At 70.5% G+C, this 16,992-nt stretch carries 17 protein-coding genes and 1 tRNA gene; 12 read left to right on the top strand and 6 right to left on the bottom strand.

The features are described from left to right. Nucleotides 1-22: 22 nt before the first annotated feature. The gene (locus AC1DXJ_RS08860) at nucleotides 23-940 is read right to left on the bottom strand and encodes a TIGR03086 family metal-binding protein (protein ID WP_477615378.1); all 918 of its coding nucleotides are present in this window, start codon (nucleotides 938-940) and stop codon (nucleotides 23-25) included. After that, nucleotides 940-1,917 (bottom strand): aminoglycoside phosphotransferase/kinase family protein, encoded by a 978-nt coding sequence (locus AC1DXJ_RS08855; protein WP_477615377.1) that lies wholly within the window; start codon nucleotides 1,915-1,917, stop codon nucleotides 940-942. The genes AC1DXJ_RS08860 and AC1DXJ_RS08855 overlap by 1 nt, the downstream gene beginning before the upstream one ends. A 79-nt stretch (nucleotides 1,918-1,996) precedes the next feature. On the opposite strand from AC1DXJ_RS08855, the gene AC1DXJ_RS08850 reads away from it, so the two are divergent. The 6 genes from AC1DXJ_RS08850 to proB all read left to right on the top strand — a co-directional run bounded on the left by AC1DXJ_RS08850 (nucleotide 1,997) and on the right by proB (nucleotide 9,811). After that, on the top strand, nucleotides 1,997-2,749 hold the full coding sequence (locus AC1DXJ_RS08850; protein ID WP_477615376.1) for a TIGR03936 family radical SAM-associated protein: 753 nt from the start codon (nucleotides 1,997-1,999) through the stop codon (nucleotides 2,747-2,749). 169 nt (nucleotides 2,750-2,918) lie between these two features. Next, nucleotides 2,919-6,128, top strand: a complete 3,210-nt coding sequence (locus tag AC1DXJ_RS08845; RefSeq protein ID WP_477636857.1) for an Rne/Rng family ribonuclease — start codon at nucleotides 2,919-2,921, stop codon at nucleotides 6,126-6,128. Between the two features lie 198 nt (nucleotides 6,129-6,326). Continuing rightward, on the top strand, nucleotides 6,327-6,635 hold the full coding sequence (rplU, locus tag AC1DXJ_RS08840) for a 50S ribosomal protein L21 (RefSeq protein ID WP_140741724.1): 309 nt from the start codon (nucleotides 6,327-6,329) through the stop codon (nucleotides 6,633-6,635). A gap of 36 nt (nucleotides 6,636-6,671) precedes the next feature. Further along, nucleotides 6,672-6,941 carry a 50S ribosomal protein L27 gene (gene rpmA / locus AC1DXJ_RS08835; protein WP_179420401.1) on the top strand — a complete coding sequence of 90 codons (270 nt, stop codon included), beginning with the start codon at nucleotides 6,672-6,674 and terminating at the stop codon, nucleotides 6,939-6,941. A gap of 202 nt (nucleotides 6,942-7,143) precedes the next feature. Further along, nucleotides 7,144-8,676, top strand: a complete 1,533-nt coding sequence (gene obgE / locus AC1DXJ_RS08830) for a GTPase ObgE (protein ID WP_477633677.1) — start codon at nucleotides 7,144-7,146, stop codon at nucleotides 8,674-8,676. A gap of 10 nt (nucleotides 8,677-8,686) precedes the next feature. Next, nucleotides 8,687-9,811: a glutamate 5-kinase gene (gene proB, locus AC1DXJ_RS08825; RefSeq protein ID WP_477636856.1), complete on the top strand. Its 1,125-nt coding sequence runs from the start codon at nucleotides 8,687-8,689 to the stop codon at nucleotides 9,809-9,811. A gap of 36 nt (nucleotides 9,812-9,847) precedes the next feature. Here proB and pdxY read toward each other — a convergent pair whose 3' ends face one another. Beyond that, complete coding sequence (gene pdxY, locus AC1DXJ_RS08820) at nucleotides 9,848-10,699, bottom strand: pyridoxal kinase PdxY (RefSeq protein WP_477615372.1); 852 nt, start codon at nucleotides 10,697-10,699, stop codon at nucleotides 9,848-9,850. 89 nt (nucleotides 10,700-10,788) lie between these two features. Between pdxY and AC1DXJ_RS08815 the strand changes: the two genes are divergently transcribed. The 6 genes from AC1DXJ_RS08815 to AC1DXJ_RS08790 all read left to right on the top strand — a co-directional run bounded on the left by AC1DXJ_RS08815 (nucleotide 10,789) and on the right by AC1DXJ_RS08790 (nucleotide 14,912). Beyond that, entirely contained in the window at nucleotides 10,789-12,069 is a 1,281-nt protein-coding gene (locus AC1DXJ_RS08815; protein ID WP_477615371.1) for a glutamate-5-semialdehyde dehydrogenase, read from the top strand. 779 nt (nucleotides 12,070-12,848) lie between these two features. Further along, a complete protein-coding gene (locus AC1DXJ_RS08810) occupies nucleotides 12,849-13,100 on the top strand; it encodes a hypothetical protein (RefSeq protein WP_477615370.1) in 252 nt (83 codons plus the stop codon). 2 nt (nucleotides 13,101-13,102) lie between these two features. Next, a complete protein-coding gene (gene nadD, locus AC1DXJ_RS08805; RefSeq protein ID WP_477615369.1) occupies nucleotides 13,103-13,711 on the top strand; it encodes a nicotinate-nucleotide adenylyltransferase in 609 nt (202 codons plus the stop codon). A gap of 7 nt (nucleotides 13,712-13,718) precedes the next feature. After that, the gene (gene rsfS / locus AC1DXJ_RS08800) at nucleotides 13,719-14,093 is read left to right on the top strand and encodes a ribosome silencing factor (RefSeq protein WP_082592622.1); all 375 of its coding nucleotides are present in this window, start codon (nucleotides 13,719-13,721) and stop codon (nucleotides 14,091-14,093) included. Continuing rightward, on the top strand, nucleotides 14,090-14,740 hold the full coding sequence (locus AC1DXJ_RS08795) for a histidine phosphatase family protein (protein ID WP_477615368.1): 651 nt from the start codon (nucleotides 14,090-14,092) through the stop codon (nucleotides 14,738-14,740). Before rsfS ends, AC1DXJ_RS08795 begins: the two co-directional genes overlap by 4 nt. Before the next feature lie 96 nt (nucleotides 14,741-14,836). After that, a tRNA-Ala gene (locus AC1DXJ_RS08790) sits at nucleotides 14,837-14,912 on the top strand. Nucleotides 14,913-15,013: 101 nt separating this feature from the next. On the opposite strand, the gene AC1DXJ_RS08785 is transcribed toward AC1DXJ_RS08790, so the two are convergent. From AC1DXJ_RS08785 to AC1DXJ_RS08775, 3 genes are all read right to left on the bottom strand, one after another. Beyond that, nucleotides 15,014-16,225 (bottom strand): tyrosine-type recombinase/integrase, encoded by a 1,212-nt coding sequence (locus AC1DXJ_RS08785; RefSeq protein ID WP_477636855.1) that lies wholly within the window; start codon nucleotides 16,223-16,225, stop codon nucleotides 15,014-15,016. Further along, nucleotides 16,209-16,418: a helix-turn-helix domain-containing protein gene (locus tag AC1DXJ_RS08780; protein WP_477636854.1), complete on the bottom strand. Its 210-nt coding sequence runs from the start codon at nucleotides 16,416-16,418 to the stop codon at nucleotides 16,209-16,211. The genes AC1DXJ_RS08785 and AC1DXJ_RS08780 overlap by 17 nt, the downstream gene beginning before the upstream one ends. A 410-nt stretch (nucleotides 16,419-16,828) precedes the next feature. Continuing rightward, nucleotides 16,829-16,981, bottom strand: a complete 153-nt coding sequence (locus AC1DXJ_RS08775; protein ID WP_477636853.1) for a hypothetical protein — start codon at nucleotides 16,979-16,981, stop codon at nucleotides 16,829-16,831. Between the last annotated feature and the right edge of the window lie 11 nt (nucleotides 16,982-16,992).

Genomic DNA, 16,992 nt, shown 5'->3' with positions numbered 1-16,992 from the left:
GTGCGTAGTCAGCGGTGCGTGGTCAGCCCTTGACGTACGACAACTTCTCGCAGATGCGCCCGTCGCGGAAGCGGATGACGTCCACGCCGCGGACATGGCCCGGTGTGCCGTCGTCGTTCGTCCAGGCGTAGGACCAGCGGAACAGCGCCCGGTCACCGGCGACGAACTGCTCCTCGGTCGTGAAGACAGGGTCCGTCGTCTCGGCGAACATCCGTGTCCACACGGCGCGCACGGCATCGGCCCCCTCGTGGCGGACCCCGTCCGGCGCCGGCCCCGTGGCCTCGAACACGCAGTCCGGTGTCATCTCCAGCAGGGCCGCGTCCATGTCACCGTTCCCGAACGCCCGCAGGAAGCGTGCGGCGCAGGCATGGTTGGGGCCCCACTCCGAGTCGCGTCCGAAGGTGGCGAGCAGGTCGGCCTGGGACCCGCCGTGGGAGATGGCCCGTGGCGCCACGGCGCCGACGCTGCGGTAGGCCTCCTCGCGCTCGGCGAACCAGCCGGCCACGCCCGCCACGAGGGTCGGGTCGAGCCGCCGGTCCGTCCCGGTCGCCGCCGACAGGTCCCAGGAGTGGATGAGGTGGTCGGAGGCGAGCTGCCAGACGTACTCGGCGACGTCGGTGTCGCCGAAGGACAGGGGAACCGTGCCGCCCCGGGGGAGCCGCTCGGCGACGGACGTGGTGGCTGCCTTCGCCGCATCGATCGACCGCGCCACCGGCTCGTCGCCGAGCAGGTCGCCGTCGAGGCGGTCGCCCACCTCCTGGATCGTGCCGCCCTCCAGGAGGGCAGCGGTCCACAGGTCCTCCGACGTCACGTGGTTGACCAGGTCCCGCACGCTCCACTCGCTGCAGGGGGTGGGGGAGTCCCACTGGTCGTCGCGGACCGCGACGACGACGTCGGCCCAGCGCTCCACCGTGCGGTGGTACAGCGTGTTGAGATCCATCAGATAGCTCCGCTCTGCAGTGCCGTTCTGGTGGCCCGTACCCACCAGTCGAGGTCCGTCCTCTCCCGGGCCCGGATCGCCCGGTCCGGGTGCTCGACCGCGTCGAGCGCCTTGTTCCACCCCAGCCAGACCATGGCCGACAGGAGCCCGAGGTGCATGGTCCGGTCGTCGCATGCCTCGCCGGCCGCTGCCCGATACCAGCCGATCAGGTCCTCCCTCGTCGCCTCGACGACCGAGGAGCACCCGGCGACGAACCTGGCGATGTCGAGGGCTCCCGGTCCCTGCGTCGCCATCGCCCAGTCCAGGAGGACGAGGTCGTCTCCCTCGAACGCCATGTTGACCGTGGCCAGGTCACCGTGGGCCAACGTCGACGGCGAACGGTGCAGGGCGGTGACGAGCGGGGTGGGGTCGTCGAGCAGGCCGAGCACGGGGTCAGCGACGTCGGGCGGGACGGCATCGGCGAACAGCTCCCATCCGCGCAGTGCCAGGCGCATGAGCTCGACCTCGGCGACCCGGGCCTCCCGGATGCGTCGCGGGGTGAACAGCGTCACGACGAGGTCGAGCGGAGCCAGTCCGGGCGGCGCCTGGCCGAGAAGGGCACGGTGGAGGGAGGCGACTGCGGTCATCGTCTGTGCCGCCTGCTCGGCCGAGAGCCGGTCCTCCCACGTCAGGACGCGGTCGCCGAGGTCCCGCAGCACCAGGACCGTGCTGTCACCCTCGACCCAGCCGTCCACCACGGCGTGACCGATGCCCGGGGGCAGCCGGTCGAAGGTGCCGTCACGCCACAGGACGTACTCCGGGGAGAGCCCACCGCCCGTCATGGCCAGGGTCACGTCGTGTCGGGGGTCGACCCGCTTGACCACGAGCGCACGCCCGTCCCGGAGCCGGACCCGCTCGAGCCCCGCTCCCGACTTGCCCACGTGGTCCGAGACCACTGTGCGTTCCACGACGTCGCGCAGGACGTCGCCCGCTGCCACGAGTCCACCGTGGCACGGAGCGCAGCCGCCCACCATGGCCCGATGGAGCCACTCAGGAGCCGGTGCCTAGGCTTGCCCCATGGCCAGGCAGCGCGTTCCCGAAGGACCCCCACCCGCCCTGGCGGTGCAGAAGCTGCGGATCCGGTACGCGAAGCGGGGTCGGCTGCGGTTCTCCTCCACCCGTGACTTCCAGCGTGCCCTCGAGCGTGCCCTGCGCCGTGCGGGGGTGCCGATGGCGTTCTCGGCCGGCTTCCACCCGCACCCCAAGATCAGCTACGCGAACGCCGCGCCCACCGGGACCGCCAGCGAGGCCGAGTACTTCGAGATCTCGGTGACCGAGAGGGTCGACCCCGAGTCCGTGCGTCGGGCCCTCGACGAGGCGCTGCCCGAGGGGTTGGATGTGCTCGAGGTGGTCGAAGCGGCCCCCGGTGCGCTCGCGGACCGGCTCCAGGGCAGCGACTGGGTGATGGACTTCTCGGGGCTCACCGTCGAGCAGCTCCAGCAGGCCGCCGACCAGCTCCTCGCGCTCGACCGGGTCGAGGTCACCCGCACCTTCAAGACCGGTCCGAAGACCTTCGACGTGAGATCGGCCGTCGTGTCGATGACCACGGAGCCGTCGCAGCGCCCCGACTGTGCGATACTGCGGGTGGTTGTACGGCACACCACACCGGCCGTACGCCCCGACGACGTCCTGACCGCGCTGCGAGCAGCCACGGAGCTCACGCCACCGACACCACCCCTGGTGACCCGACTGGCGCAAGGCCCGCTGCGACCCGCAACCGCTGGGGTGGCTGATCCACTGGCTGCCGACAAGAACGACGACGGCGCCTGACCTGGTGCCGCGCGACCTGCGCGAGCCTTGACGGGCGTAGCCCACCCGACTTCCGTGTCGACGGCACCCGCCACCGACACGACGCAACACCGCGCACCACGTGGCCGATGGGAGAGTCCTCCGGGACTCTCGGTGTGGCCTTCGCCCGTGGGTGACGGAAGGGCGCCGAATGGCCTCCAACGAAGACCTGTTCACCTCAGACTCCTCAGGCACCTCAGAGGGCCCAGACACCTCGGGTACCTTCGCGCAGGAGCCTGCTGCGGACGCTGGCGTCAGCGCCCCGGCACCAGCCCGCAAGCGTGCACGACGGGCGACCAAGAAGGCGTCCGCACCGGAAGCTGTCGAGGTCACCGACTCGGGCGCAGCCGTCGTCGCGCAGGACGTCCTCGCCCTGGACGCTGCCCTCGGCTCCACCGAGACGGATGCCGCCGACACGACCGAAGCTCCGGTCGCGGCGAGGAAGACCGCCACCAAGTCGGCCACCAAGAAGACTGCGAAGAAGGCCACCGCGAAGAAGGCGGCTCCCAAGAAGGCCGCCAAGGCCACCGCCGACTCCCTTGCCGCCGACGTGGAGCCCGCCGTCGACGGGACGGCCATCGGCGAGACCACCGACCTGAACGCGGTGGACGCCGAGCCTGCCACCCCCGCCCCCAGGACGAGGTCGCGTCGGGCCACCCGCGCCACGGCCGAGCCGGCGCTCGACGAGACGATCGACGACGAGGCCACCGAGGCCACCGAGGGCGAGACGCCCGAGGACGAGACTTCCGAGGACGAGGCCGCAGCGACTGCCGCTGCCGTGCCGAGCTTCGGCGTGGTGTTCCAGGCGCCGGACCCGGCAGCGGCCCGGCCGACGCGCCGCCGCGCGGCCACCAAGGCGGCGGGACCGCCGCAGGTCACGGAGGCAGCCCCGGTCGCCGAGCAGGACACGACAGGCGAGGCAGAGCAGGCCGATGGTGCAGCCGAGGTCGGCGAGGTGCAGGACGCACCCGCACCGCGCCGCCGCCGCGGCCGTGGGGCCAGGCAGCAGGGCGGCGCCCAGGGCGACGCAACCGCCCGCGAGGACGCCGACACCGCCGAACGCACCGAGGACGCCGCGCAGGCCGACCAGGGTGGGGACGGCCACGCAGGCGACGACGACTCCGAGGGTGGTTCCGAGGGCGGTCGCCGTCGGCGCCGCCGCGGCGGCAAGGGCCGCGGCCGTGGCCGAGGTCAGGGCGACGCCGACGCCGCTGTTTCCTCTGAGGACGACGACGAGCCCTCCTCCGAGGGCCCCGACTCCGATGCCCTCGACGACCAGGGTGGTGACGGCGACGCGTCGTCGAGCCGTCGTCGTCGTCGCCGTCGCCGCAGTGGTTCCTCGGCCGAGGGGGACGACCCGCCCGGCACCGTGACCCGCGTGCGCGAGTCCCGCCGCGACGAGCCGCAGAGCGTGAAGGGCTCGACCCGCCTCGAGGCCAAGAAGCAGCGTCGCCGCGAGGGCCGCGAGGCCGGCCGTCGTCGCACGATCATCACCGAGGCCGAGTTCCTCGCCCGTCGCGAGAGCGTTGAGCGCGTCATGGTCGTCCGCGAGCGTGAGGGCCGCACCCAGATCGGCGTGCTCGAGGACAACGTCCTCGTCGAGCACTACGTGTCGCGCGAGAGCAACGCCTCGATGGCGGGCAACGTCTACCTCGGCCGGGTCCAGAACGTGCTCCCGTCCATGGAGGCTGCCTTCGTCGACATCGGCAAGGGCCGCAACGCCGTGCTGTACGCCGGTGAGGTCAACTGGGATGCCGCGGGGCTGGAGAACAACCAGCCCAAGCGCATCGAGAACGCCCTCAAGTCCGGTGACACCGTTCTCGTGCAGGTCACCAAGGACCCGATCGGTCACAAGGGCGCCAGGCTGACCAGCCAGATCTCGCTCCCGGGCCGTTACCTCGTCTACGTGCCCGAGGGCTCGATGACGGGCATCTCCCGCAAGCTCCCCGACACCGAGCGCAGCCGCCTCAAGGGCATCCTCAAGGAGGTCGTGCCGGACACCGCCGGCGTTATCGTGCGCACCGCCGCCGAAGGGGCGAGCGAGGAGGAGCTGCGCGCCGACGTGGAGCGACTCACCAAGACGTGGGACAAGATCAAGGGCAAGGCCGACTCCAAGGGCAAGGCCAAGGGCGGGTCGCCGTCCCTCGTCCACGGCGAGCCGGACCTCACGGTCCGCGTCATCCGCGACGTCTTCAACGAGGACTTCACCTCCCTCGTGGTTGCCGGCGACCAGGCCTACGGCGAGGTCAGCGACTACCTCGGCGACGTCGCCCCCGACCTCGCCGAGCGGCTCCAGAAGTGGACGTCCGAGGAGGACCTGTTCACCCACTACCGCGTGGACGAGCAGATCGCCAAGGCCATGGACCGCAAGGTCTGGCTGCCCTCGGGTGGCTCCCTGGTCATCGACCGCACGGAAGCCATGACGGTCGTCGACGTCAACACGGGCAAGTTCGTCGGCTCGGGGGGCAACCTCGAGGAGACCGTCACCAAGAACAACATCGAGGCGGCCGAGGAGATCGTCCGCCAGCTCCGGCTGCGCGACATCGGCGGCATCATCGTCATCGACTTCATCGACATGGTGCTGGAGAGCAACCGCGACCTCGTGGTGCGCCGCCTCCTGGAGTGCCTGGGCCGGGACCGGACCAAGCACCAGGTCGCCGAGGTGACCTCGCTCGGCCTGGTCCAGATGACCCGCAAGCGCGTCGGGTCGGGCCTCATCGAGGTCTTCTCCGAGACCTGCGAACACTGCGGTGGACGCGGGATCATCGTGCACGCCGACCCGGTCGACCGGTCGTCCGGTGGCGACGGCCGGGACAGCCGCGACAACCGGGACAGCGGTGGCGGCAGTCAGGGTGGCGCCGGCTCGAGCGGCCAGAACTCACGCAGTGGCCGCGGCCGTCGCGGACGCTCCGGCACCTCGGCCCCTGAGGAGCAGGCCCCGCCGCAGCCGGTCCACTCCGGTCCGACTCCGGCCCAGATCGCCGCAGCCGCGCACGCGGCGGCCCTGAAGTCGGCCGACCACCACCACCACCACGACGACGACCACGACCACGCCGAGCACGACGACCTGGGTGGGCAGGATGCACCGGTCGTCGAGGTGCACGAGGACGTCGACCAGGAGCAGCCCGACCAGGCTGTCCCGGAGACTGCCTCTGAGGTTGCCCCTGAGGTTGTCCCTGAGGTTGTCCCTGAGACGCTGACGGAGCCCGAGCCGGTCCGCGAGCTCGCTCCCGAGCCCGTGGCCCTGGCCCCGAAGCGCCGCAAGCGCGGCCGCGTCGTCGCACCGGCCGGCCCGCCGCGCGCAGGCGCCGGCGACGCCGACGGCGAGCCCTCCGCGGAGGCGACGGCAGAGCAGGCCTGAGCCGTGCGGCATACCGGTGGATCACCCCTCGGTGTGCCGCACGACCGCCGGTTTGGTCGGCAAGGCCCCTAGCCGGTAATCTTCATCCTTGGTGCGCCCACCATCCGGCGTCCGCGTCTGTGTTCAGTCACAGCGCGGGTAGCTGCTGGCTGGTCCAGACAGAGAGCGCGTGCTTCCCGAAGTAGAAAAGAGTTCCACGTGTACGCGATTGTTCGCGCTGGTGGTCGCCAGGAGAAGGTTTCCGTCGGCGACGTCCTCATCATCGACAAGGTCAGCGGCAAGGCTGGCGACAGCATCGACCTGACCCCCTTGCTCGTCGTCGACGGCTCGACCGTGACCAGCGACGCTGCCAAGCTCGCCAAGGTCAGCGTCAAGGCTGAGGTCGTCAAGGCCGCCAAGGGCCCCAAGATCACGATCATGAAGTACAAGAACAAGACCGGCTACCGCAAGCGTCAGGGCCACCGTCAGCACCTGACCCAGGTCAAGATCACCTCGATCGACGCCTGAGTTTCGGACCAGAACAAGACATAGGCAGGTACTGACATGGCACACAAGAAGGGTGCGTCCTCGACCCGCAACGGTCGCGACTCGAACGCACAGTTCCTCGGCGTCAAGCGCTTCGGCGGCCAGCTCGTGAACGCGGGCGAGATCCTCGTCCGCCAGCGTGGCACGCACTTCCACCCCGGTGACGGCGTCGGCCGTGGCGGCGACGACACGCTGTTCGCGCTCGTCGCGGGCAACGTCCAGTTCGGCACGAAGCGTCGGCGCAAGGTCGTCAACATCGTCCCGCTGGAGACCTCGGACGCCAGCTGAGCCTCCGGGCGAAGCAGGAGATCAGATACTTCCGGGCGAAGCAGGAGATCAGATACCTCCGGGCGAAGCAGGAGATCAGAAACTTCGGTATGCCGCGTGGCCAGGCCGCGCGACGCACCGCACCGGAGGGGGCGGGCCCGASTCGGGCCCGCCCCCTCCACCCGTCCCACCTAGAATTCATGCCTGAGACCAGAGGAGCCCCATGACCACCTTCGTCGACCGCGTCGTGCTGCACGTCGCTGCCGGCGACGGCGGACACGGAGTGGCTTCCGTCAAGCGCGAGAAGTTCAAGCCGCTCGGAGGCCCGGACGGTGGCAACGGCGGGCGTGGCGGCAACGTCATCCTGCGCGTCGACCCGAACGCCACCACGCTGCTGGACTACCACCACCACCCCCACCGCAAGGCGACGAACGGCAAGCCCGGCGCCGGTGACGAGCGCAACGGCGCCGACGGCGGCGACCTGGTGCTGCCCGTCCCGGAGGGCACCGTCGTCAAGGACGGCGCCGGTGAGGTGCTGATGGACCTCGTCGGACTCGACGGTGAGTTCATCGTCGCCAAGGGTGGCCGGGGTGGCCTCGGCAACAAGGCCCTGTCGTCGGCCCGTCGCAAGGCGCCCGGCTTCGCCCTGCTCGGTGAGCCCGGTGACACCCTCGACATCGTCCTCGAGCTCAAGTCGCTCGCCGACGTCGCGCTGATCGGCTTCCCCTCTGCAGGGAAGTCCTCTCTCGTGTCGGTGCTGTCGGCCGCGCGACCCAAGATCGCGGACTACCCGTTCACCACGCTGGTGCCCAACCTCGGCGTCGTCCAGGCCGGTGACGCTCGCTTCACCATCGCCGACGTCCCCGGGCTGATCCCGGGCGCCAGCGAGGGCAAGGGCCTCGGGCTGGAGTTCCTGCGCCACGTCGAGCGGTGCTCGGTCCTGGTGCACGTGATCGACTGCGCGACCCTGGAGCCCGGCCGCGACCCGATGAGCGACCTCGACGTCATCGAGCGCGAGCTCGCCCAGTACGTCCCTGACGCGACCCTCGGCGGCCGACCGCTGGCCGAGCGCACGCGCATGGTCGTGCTCAACAAGTCCGATGTCCCTGACGCGAACGAGCTGGCCGACATGGTCAAGCCCGACCTCGAGGCGCGCGGCATCGAGGTGTTCGTCGTGTCCGCGGTCGCCCACACGGGGCTGCGCGAGCTGACCTTCGCCATGGCGCGGCAGGTCAAGGCCGCTCGGGCCGAGATCGAGGCCGCAGCCGCGGCCACCCCGCAGCGCATCGTGATCCGGCCCAAGTCGGTCGACGACACCGGCTTCAAGGTCATCCGCGAGAACACCCCGGACGGCGAGGTCTTCCGCATCGACGGTGAGCGGCCCACCCGCTGGGTGCGCCAGACCGACTTCTCCAACGACGAGGCCGTGGGTTACCTCGCCGACCGGCTGGGCCGGGCCGGCGTCGAGCAGGCGCTCTTCGCCGCTGGCGCGGTCGCCGGAGCCACCGTGCTCATCGGCCCGAAGGACGACGCCGTCGTCTTCGACTGGGAACCCACCCTCGTGGCCGGCGCCGAGCTGCTCGGCGCCCGCGGCACCGACCTGCGGCTCGAGGACGCTGCCCGTCCCACCCGCGACGACAAGCGGGCCGACTACGCCGACCGTCGCGCGGCCAAGACCGCCGCCCGCGACGAGCTCGCTGCCGAGCGTCGGGCCGGTCACTGGGCTACGGCGAAGGACGAGGACGCCGAGGAATGAGCGTCGAGGGATGAGCGCGGCTGACCGCCGGGGGGACGTGGCCCGCGCCCGGCGCCTCGTGGTCAAGGTCGGTTCGTCGAGCCTGACCGACGTCGGGGGAGGGGCGCTCGACGAGGAGCGGCTCATCGCGCTCGTCGACGTGCTCGCCAAGCGACGCCTCGCCGGTCACCAGGTCGTGCTGGTGTCCTCTGGCGCCATCGCCGCGGGCATCGCACCTCTCGGCCTGACCAGGCGGCCCTGGGACCTCGCGACCCAGCAAGCCGCGGCCAGTGTGGGGCAGGGAGCCCTCGTCGCGGCATACCAGCGGGCCTTTGGTGTCCACGGGCTGACGGTGGGGCAGGTGCTCCTCACGGCCGACGACATGACCCGGCGGTCGCACTACACCAACGCCCGCCGCACCCTGGACCGCTTGCTCGAGCTCGGCATCGTGCCCATCGTCAACGAGAACGACACCGTGGCCACCCACGAGATCCGGTTCGGGGACAACGACCGGCTCGCCTCCCTGGTGGCCCACCTCGTGCACGCCGACGGGCTCGTCCTGCTCACTGACGTGGACGCCCTGTATGACGGGCCGCCCAGCCGAGCCGGCACCAAGCGGGTGCCGACCGTGGTCGGGGGAGCGGGCCTGGACGTGATCGCGATCGGCGGCACGGGTTCGAGCGTCGGCAGCGGCGGAATGGTCACCAAGGTCGAGGCGGCCTCCATCGCCAACGCCGCGGGGATCACGACCGTGCTCACCAGTGCGACCCAGGTCGAGGCGGCGCTGGCCGGCGAGGACGTCGGGACGGTCYTCGTCCCCACGGGCTCGCGCCGCACCTCCCGCAAGCTGTGGCTGGCCCACGCCACGACGCCGATGGGCCGGCTGCTGCTCGACCCGGGGGCAGTGCGTGCGGTCACCGAGCGGCGTACGTCGCTGCTGCCTGCCGGGATCACCGGGGTCGAGGGCACCTTCTCCGACGGTGACCCCGTGGACCTGTGTGCTCCCGAGGGGCGCGTGGTCGGCAGGGGCTTGGTCAACTACAGCTCTGCCGAGCTGCCCGGCATGCTCGGCCGCTCGACCCACGAGCTGGCCAGGGAGCTCGGGCCGGAGTACGAGCGTGAGGTCGTCCACCGCGACGACCTCGTCATCCTGTAGGAGCCCCTGCCAGTCGGCGCTTCTGCTACTGGCCCCTCAACGGAGCCGGCTGACCTCGAACTGCAGTCGCGGCTCGGCGATGGTCTCCTGCGACTGGACCAGCTGGAGCTCTCGCTCGCCGGCGTCGAGGGTGTTCTGGAGCAGGTCGAACACGCTGCTCGACGTCCGGGCCAGGGCCACCGCCGGGTCGCCGGTCGACAGCAGGTGCGCGGTGAACAGGGCAGCCGTGACATCGCCGGAACCGTTGGCCTTCATGGCCAGTCGCGGCGTCTGGACGATCCATGCGCCGTCGTCGGTGACGGCCATCATCTCGATGGTGTCGGCGGGGGCGTCGGGCCGCTCGACGCTCGTGACCAGCACGATCGACGGACCCAGGGCGCGCGCGAGGTCAACGGAGGCCAGCGTCTCCTCGATGGTCCGAGGCTGCGTGCCCGTGAGGTAGCCGAGCTCGAACTGGTTGGGCGTGATCAGGTCGGCGGCCGGGACCACGCGCTCGCGCAGCAGCACCGGGATCGCCGGGTGCACGAAGCAGCCGCTCTTGGCGTTGCCCATCACCGGGTCGCAGGCGTAGATCGCACTGGGGTTGGCCGCCTTGACCCGCGCCACGGCGTCGAGGATCACGTCCCCGATGTCCTCGCCTCCCTGGTAACCGGACAGCACCGCGTCGACCTCGGCGAACGCGCCACGCTCCTCGACGCCCCGTAGGACTGCGCGGAGGTCGGCGGCGGGCAGCAACGGCCCACGCCACTCCCCGTAACCCGTGTGGTTCGAGAAGTGAACGGTGTGGACGGGCCAGACCTCGACCCCCAGCCGCTGGAGGGGGAAGACGGCGGCGCTGTTGCCGACGTGGCCGTAGGCGACCGAGGACTGGATCGACAGGATGCTCACGCCAGCATTCAACCAGCGTGGCGGAAAGGTCCCCACCCGGCTGCTGGACGGGCGCGTGGCGGGGTGGCCACGCGGCATACCCTTGGGGCATGGCTGAGATCGACCACGCCGCCGTCGCGCAGGTCGCCACCGCGGCCCGCGCCGCTCGCGCGGCCTCCCGCAGGCTGGCGCTGCTCTCACGGGCGGACAAGGACGCTGCGCTGCACGCGCTCGCCGATGCCCTCGACGCCGCGACCGACCGCGTCGTGGCGGCCAACGCCGAAGACCTCGAGCGCGGCAGCGCTTCCGGTATGCCGCAGGGCCTGCTGGACCGCCTGGCTCTCGACCCGCATCGGGTCGCCGCCGTGGCCCAGGCGCTGCGTGACGTGGCCGCCCTGCCGGACCCGGTGGGGGAAGTCGTCCGGGGCTCGACCCTCGCCAACGGCCTGCAGATCCGCCAGGTGCGGGTACCCATGGGCGTCGTCGGCATGGTCTACGAGGCGCGCCCCAACGTGACTGTCGACGCCGCCGGGCTGGGCCTGAAGTCCGGGAACGCCGTCATCCTCCGGGGTGGTTCGGCCGCCGAGTCGACCAACCGGGCGCTGGTCGACGTGATGCGGGCGGGTCTCGAGAGCCAGGGACTGCCGGCCGACGCCATCACCCTGCTCGAGGGTGGGCGGGACTCCGTGCGAGCGCTGCTCACCGCCCGCGGCCTGGTCGACCTGATCATCCCTCGCGGCGGTGCCGGCCTGATCCAGACAGTCGTGACCGAGTCGACGGTGCCGGTCATCGAGACCGGGGTGGGCGTCGTGCACGTCTACGTCGACGCTGCCGCTGACCTCGACAAGGCCCTGGCCATCACGGTCAACGCCAAGACCCATCGACCGAGCGTCTGCAACGCCGCCGAGTCGCTGCTGGTCCATCAGGCGGTCGCGGCTGACTTCCTGCCCAAGGTCCTGGCCGAGCTCTCAGGTGCCGGTGTGGTCCTGCACACCGACGACGCGTCGGGCGCGGCTGCTGAGGCTGCCGGGGTGGCCCACGAGGCGGCCACCGAGGAGGACTACGGCACGGAGTACCTCGCGTTGGAGATGAGCGTCCGCGTGGTGCCCAACCTCGACGCCGCCATGGAGCACATCCGGACCTACGGCTCCGGGCACACCGAGGCGATCGTGACCGAGGACCGCGCTGCCGCCCGACGCTTCACCAGCGAGGTCGACGCCGCTGCCGTCATGGTGAACGCCTCGACGCGGTTCACCGACGGGGGAGAGTTCGGGTTCGGCGCGGAGATCGGGATCTCCACCCAGAAGCTGCACGCCCGGGGGCCGATGGCCCTGCCGGAGCTCACCACGACCAAGTGGATCGTCGAGGGCGACGGACAGGTGCGCGCCTGACGCTCGGGTGTGTCCAGGGACAAGGTGAGAGCCCCTCGAAGTATGAGTTCGAGGGGCCCTCGGTGGCGATCCTCCCGGCCGCTGACAGAGCCAGCTGCTGGGTGGATCTCCGGGTGCGAGGTCCGGTGCCACCGAGGTGGCGCCATGCTCGCGGTGCGGGTGCTGTCGTCACCGAGGTGACGACTCTCCCCACGGGTGGTGCAGTTCCTCGGCCGGCGAACCGGCCACGTCCCTGCCCCTGTCGATCGCCCACGTCCTCCGGCGAACCGGATGTTGTGGCCACTGCGACGATGGCGCCCTGCCTGCTCCGGCGAACCGGTGCAAGCCACGGCGATGCGATCTGGTCAACGGGCCCGGCATTCCTCCGCGGCGTCGCCCGCGGACCTGTCAGCCCGAAGGCTTCAAGGACCTCGTCCGAGCGAACCCGGTCGAGGCGGTCGTCCGTTATCCGGCTGACCTGTGCTCCTGTCTCACGGCCGTCCCGGGTCTCCCCGTTTCGACCCTCCGACCGGAGCGCGTGAGAGATTTCTAATGGCCGCATCCGTTGTGCCGCAATAGGTTTCGCGAAACATTTTTCGTCCACCGGTTTCCCACACCGTTGTCCACACCCGGCCGTGCTCGCACGGGATGTTGTACACACCCCTGTGCACAACATCCGTGGACAGACGCGCCGATGGATCCGGTCCGATCCCCGGGCGGATCCCGGGAGAGCGGGGGCTTGCGAGGCGGGGGCGGCGATGGGCACGGCCCGGGCCCCGCCGGCGGGTACGCTGGGGCCCATGTCGTTGTCGTCGTCGTCCGTGTCCCTGTCGAACCTGGTCGTTGTCGCCGAGGAGCACACTCGCGAGCTGCCGATGTCTCCCTATGCCTTCGGGGCCCTCGCGTTCGTCTCGTTCCTCGCCCTCCTCGGCGTCCTGTGGGCCTTCCGTGGCACCGCGCAGAAGCACGTCCTCGGTCACGCCTCGCACGGCAGTGGCCACCAGCACGACAGCCACGGCGCGCACACCGACCACCAGGGCAGCCACCACTGACCATGCGCCTCGGAGTGATGGGCGGGACGTTCGACCCGATCCATCACGGCCACCTCGTGGCCGCCTCCGAAGTCCAGACCCGGTTCGGGCTCGATGAGGTCGTCTTCGTCCCCACGGGCCAGCCCTGGCAGAAGGACGAGCGCGAGGTCAGCGCACCGGAGCACCGCTACCTCATGACGGTGGTGGCGACCGCTTCCAACCCCCGCTTCACGGTGAGCCGGGTGGACATCGACCGTCCCGGCCCGACCTACACGATCGACACCCTGCGCGACCTGCACCGTGAGCGGCCCGATGCCGAGCTGTTCTTCATCACCGGTGCCGACGCGCTCGCCCAGATCCTGTCCTGGAAGGACGCGGACGAGCTGTTCGACCTCGCCCACTTCGTGGGCGTCACCCGGCCGGGTTACGTCCTTTCCGAGTCCGGTCTCCCCGCCGACCGGGTCACCTTGCAAGAGGTGCCCGCGATGGCGATCAGCTCCACCGACTGTCGAGCGCGCGTCGAGCGCGCCGAACCCGTCTGGTACCTCGTGCCCGACGGCGTCGTCCAGTACGTCAACAAATACCGCCTGTATGCCGCTGGCTCACCTGCCGGCGCACCGGCACGAACGTAGGAGAGCAGTGCCCGCCACCGAACGATCCCTTGACCTGGCCATGACGGCCGCCAAAGCCGCCGACGACAAGCTGGCCACCACAGTGGCCGGCATCGACGTCAGCGAACAGCTCGCCCTCACCGATGTGTTCGTGATCGTCTCGGCGAGCACCGACCGACAGGTCGGCGCCATCGTCGACGAGGTGGAGGACCAGCTCCGCGAGAAGGGTGCCAAGCCGATCCGCCGCGAGGGCGAGCGGGACGGCCGCTGGGTGCTGCTCGACTTCGGCGACATCGTCGTGCACGTCCAGCACGATGAGGAGCGCGAGTTCTACGAGCTCGAGCGGCTCTGGAAGGACTGCCCCGAGATCGACCTCGGCGTGCCCAAGCGCCGGGACGCATGAGCGGCGAGGCCTCGGCCTCGACCGCCCCGACGACCTCTGGTCGGCGCCGGATCATCGTGCTCAGGCACGGCCAGACCGACGACAATGCGCGGGGCGTCTGGCAGGGACAGGTCGACAGTGACCTGTCCTCCCTTGGCCACGAACAGGCACGCGCAGCGGCCGGTGCGCTGGCGGCATACGCACCGTCGGTGGTCGTGGCCTCGGACCTGAAACGGGCGGCCGAGACCGGCGCGGAGGTCGCGCAGGCGTGTGGCCTGCCGATCAGCTACGACGCGCGGTGGCGAGAGATCCACGTGGGTCAGTGGGCAGGCATGACGAGCGAACAGGTGAGCAGCGAGTTCCCCGAAGAGCGGCTGCGACACCTGCGCGGCGAGGACTTCGTGCGCGGGGTGGACGGGGAGTCGCTGTCGGACGTGGCACAGCGGGTCCGTGCCGCTCTGGACGACCTGCTCGACGGCCTTCCGGCGGGGCAGACGGCCATCGTGGCGACGCACGGGGTGACCGGCCGCGTGGTCATCGCCGAGCTCGTGGACCTCGACCGGCTCACCGCCTGGCGGGTGCTCGGGGGTTTCGGCAACTGCCACTGGGCCGAGGTCGTCGAGGCCGAGAACGGCTGGCGGATCCAGGCCTGGAACGCGTCGGCCTGAGGTCCGTGCGCGGACGCCGCCCCGATTTGGAGATTGGGTGGGGGTACTGGGTAAACTTCCGCAGTCCCCCTCGGGGGATGTCCCACTCGGGAGACCGGGGCTGTGGCGCAGTTGGTAGCGCACTTCCATGGCATGGAAGGGGTCAGGGGTTCGAATCCCCTCAGCTCCACCAAACACGAGATGGCCCCTGACCAGCGGAAACGTTGGTCAGGGGCCATCTCTCTTGCTGGCCGACGTAGGGCTCCGAGGGCCAATGCTTGACTAAATGCTTGACTAAGGATCCGATTCCGGGCTGGTCCGTGTGCGTTCCGGGGCGTCCTCCGTTGTCGTGGCGGACGACTTTTTGGGTTCCTCGAGCAGTTTGTCCCATGCCTCCGCTCCGCTGGTGAGTACGGGTCGCAGCTGCTTGCGGTAGACGGCCTCGGTCACGACCGTGCCGCGGTGGCCGACGAGACGCGCGATGTCCTCGATGGGAACACCGGAGTCCGAGAGGATTGACACGAAGCTGTGCCGAAGCTCGCGAGGGGCCCACGCCTTGGGGTCGAGCCCGGCCGCCTGGAGGACGGTGCGGAGGGACCGCCGCACGTTGTGCGGGTCGAGTGGTGTGCCGGTGCTGCTGGTGAAGACCAGCTGCTTGTCCCTCCAGCCCTTGCCCATCGAGGCGCGCTGTTGTTCCTTGTGGCGCGTCAGGGCATCGACCGCCCGGTGGGGCAGCGTCAGGGTGCGGCGAGACCGACGCGTCTTGGTGTCTCCGCCCTCGCGCACCGATCGCCACAGCTGAATCGTGGGCGGGACGGGCTTGTCGGCGTCGGGGGCCCCGTCGAGATCGACGTGGTCCCAGGTCAGCGCCCGCAACTCCTCGGTCCGGGCGCCGGTAAGGAGGCTAACGGTGATGTAGGCCTCCATCGGTGTGTCCTGCGCCGCGGCCAGGAGTTTTAGCGCCTGTTGCAGGGACAGCGCCTTGGAGGGCCTACCGGGCTGGCCGGCCGGGATTTCGCAGTGCAGGGCGACATTCCGTCGCAACCGGTCACGGGCCACCTGCCGGGCGAGTGCGCGACGCAGAATCGACAACAGGCGCTGCAGGGTCGACCTGCTCAGGGTGTCGGCCTTCCGCTTCAACCACAGGTCGACATCCTCCGAGGAGAGGGCGGCAAGTCGTCGCGGTCCCAGCTCGGGGATGATGTGGCGCTCGGCGAGGATGCGGCATGTAGTCACGGTGTTCTGGTCACGTCCGCTGAGCCCGAACTCCAGCCAGTCCTGCACAGCCATGGCGATGGTCGCGTGGACCCTTTCGTTGATTCCATGCTCGCGTTCCCGCAGCAGCTCGCTCAGCCTGGACTTGGCCTCGGTCTTGGTTCTGCCGGTGGCGGTCTTTACGATGCGCTTCCCGTTCGGCAGGAAGCCGAGCTGTGCTGTGGCGACCCAGCGCTGACGCGACGCGGAGTAGTGGACCCCACCCTCACCGCGACTACGACGCTTGGCCATCCAGTCCTGCTTCCTCCTCGAGCAGCGCGACGTAGCGTTCGATCGCGGCCACAGTGACATAACACCGGCGACCCTGGTGCACCGTCTGCAAGCGGCCGGCACGGATCTGCTCATAGACAACTGAACGACTCATGCTCAGCAGCGCCATGGTGTCCACGATGCTGTAGAGGGCACGGTCGGCGACAACGGTCATGTCGAACTCCTTCGTTTCCGTTCTACGAGGGCAACGCGCATGAGGGGGCACCATCGGGGAGAGGCTGAGTATCGGTGGCTCGCAAGTGGACAGGCGCGCGAGCGGGTGTGGGTCGGTCGAGTCGGCGGGGGAGATGCCAGGTCGACTGTCCAGGGCGGCAGAGTCGATCCGGGGCCGGCCACCGACCGCGTGACTGGGGACGTCGCCTTCCCGTATGCGTTTGATCAGGACCTCGCGGTGACGGGTAGAAAGCGCGTAGCCGGGGTCACGAAGGAGTCGCAAATCCAGTGGTGGGCGCAGCGGGGTGGGGTAGTCGCAGATCACCTGCAAAAGGGTGGCGCGGCCGCGGGTGCACGCCCCGACGTCGTTGGGAGTCTGTCGGTCGGCCTCAGACCTTTCGTCCGGCCACCTCAACGGCCCAGCGCCCCCTGCCCGCCTGCCCGCCTGCCCGCCTGCCCCGCATCCCGCGTGCCCCGCATCCCGGCATACCCGCCCTGCACCCGCTCGCCCGGCAGCCACGCCCAGCCGACCACCCTGCTCCAGCCCTCATTCTCGTGCCACACGTCAGGCACCA

It is taken from the genome of Pedococcus sp. P2_D9 (assembly GCF_056404275.1).
The sequence above is the reverse complement of the archived record's forward strand: the minus strand, read 5'-3'. Positions and strand labels throughout refer to the sequence as shown.

Excerpts from the sequence above, each read along its gene's own strand:
- AC1DXJ_RS08860 (WP_477615378.1), bottom strand. The coding sequence starts at position 940 with ATGGATCTCAACACGCTGTACCACCGCACGGTGGAGCGCTGGGCCGAC.
- AC1DXJ_RS08850 (WP_477615376.1), top strand. The coding sequence starts at position 1,997 with ATGGCCAGGCAGCGCGTTCCCGAAGGACCCCCACCCGCCCTGGCGGTG.
- AC1DXJ_RS08845 (WP_477636857.1), top strand. The coding sequence starts at position 2,919 with ATGGCCTCCAACGAAGACCTGTTCACCTCAGACTCCTCAGGCACCTCA.
- rpmA (WP_179420401.1), top strand. The coding sequence starts at position 6,672 with ATGGCACACAAGAAGGGTGCGTCCTCGACCCGCAACGGTCGCGACTCG.
- obgE (WP_477633677.1), top strand. The coding sequence starts at position 7,144 with ATGACCACCTTCGTCGACCGCGTCGTGCTGCACGTCGCTGCCGGCGAC.
- AC1DXJ_RS08815 (WP_477615371.1), top strand. The coding sequence starts at position 10,789 with ATGGCTGAGATCGACCACGCCGCCGTCGCGCAGGTCGCCACCGCGGCC.
- AC1DXJ_RS08810 (WP_477615370.1), top strand. The coding sequence starts at position 12,849 with ATGTCGTTGTCGTCGTCGTCCGTGTCCCTGTCGAACCTGGTCGTTGTC.
- nadD (WP_477615369.1), top strand. The coding sequence starts at position 13,103 with ATGCGCCTCGGAGTGATGGGCGGGACGTTCGACCCGATCCATCACGGC.
- AC1DXJ_RS08795 (WP_477615368.1), top strand. The coding sequence starts at position 14,090 with ATGAGCGGCGAGGCCTCGGCCTCGACCGCCCCGACGACCTCTGGTCGG.
- AC1DXJ_RS08785 (WP_477636855.1), bottom strand. The coding sequence starts at position 16,225 with ATGGCCAAGCGTCGTAGTCGCGGTGAGGGTGGGGTCCACTACTCCGCG.
- AC1DXJ_RS08780 (WP_477636854.1), bottom strand. The coding sequence starts at position 16,418 with ATGACCGTTGTCGCCGACCGTGCCCTCTACAGCATCGTGGACACCATG.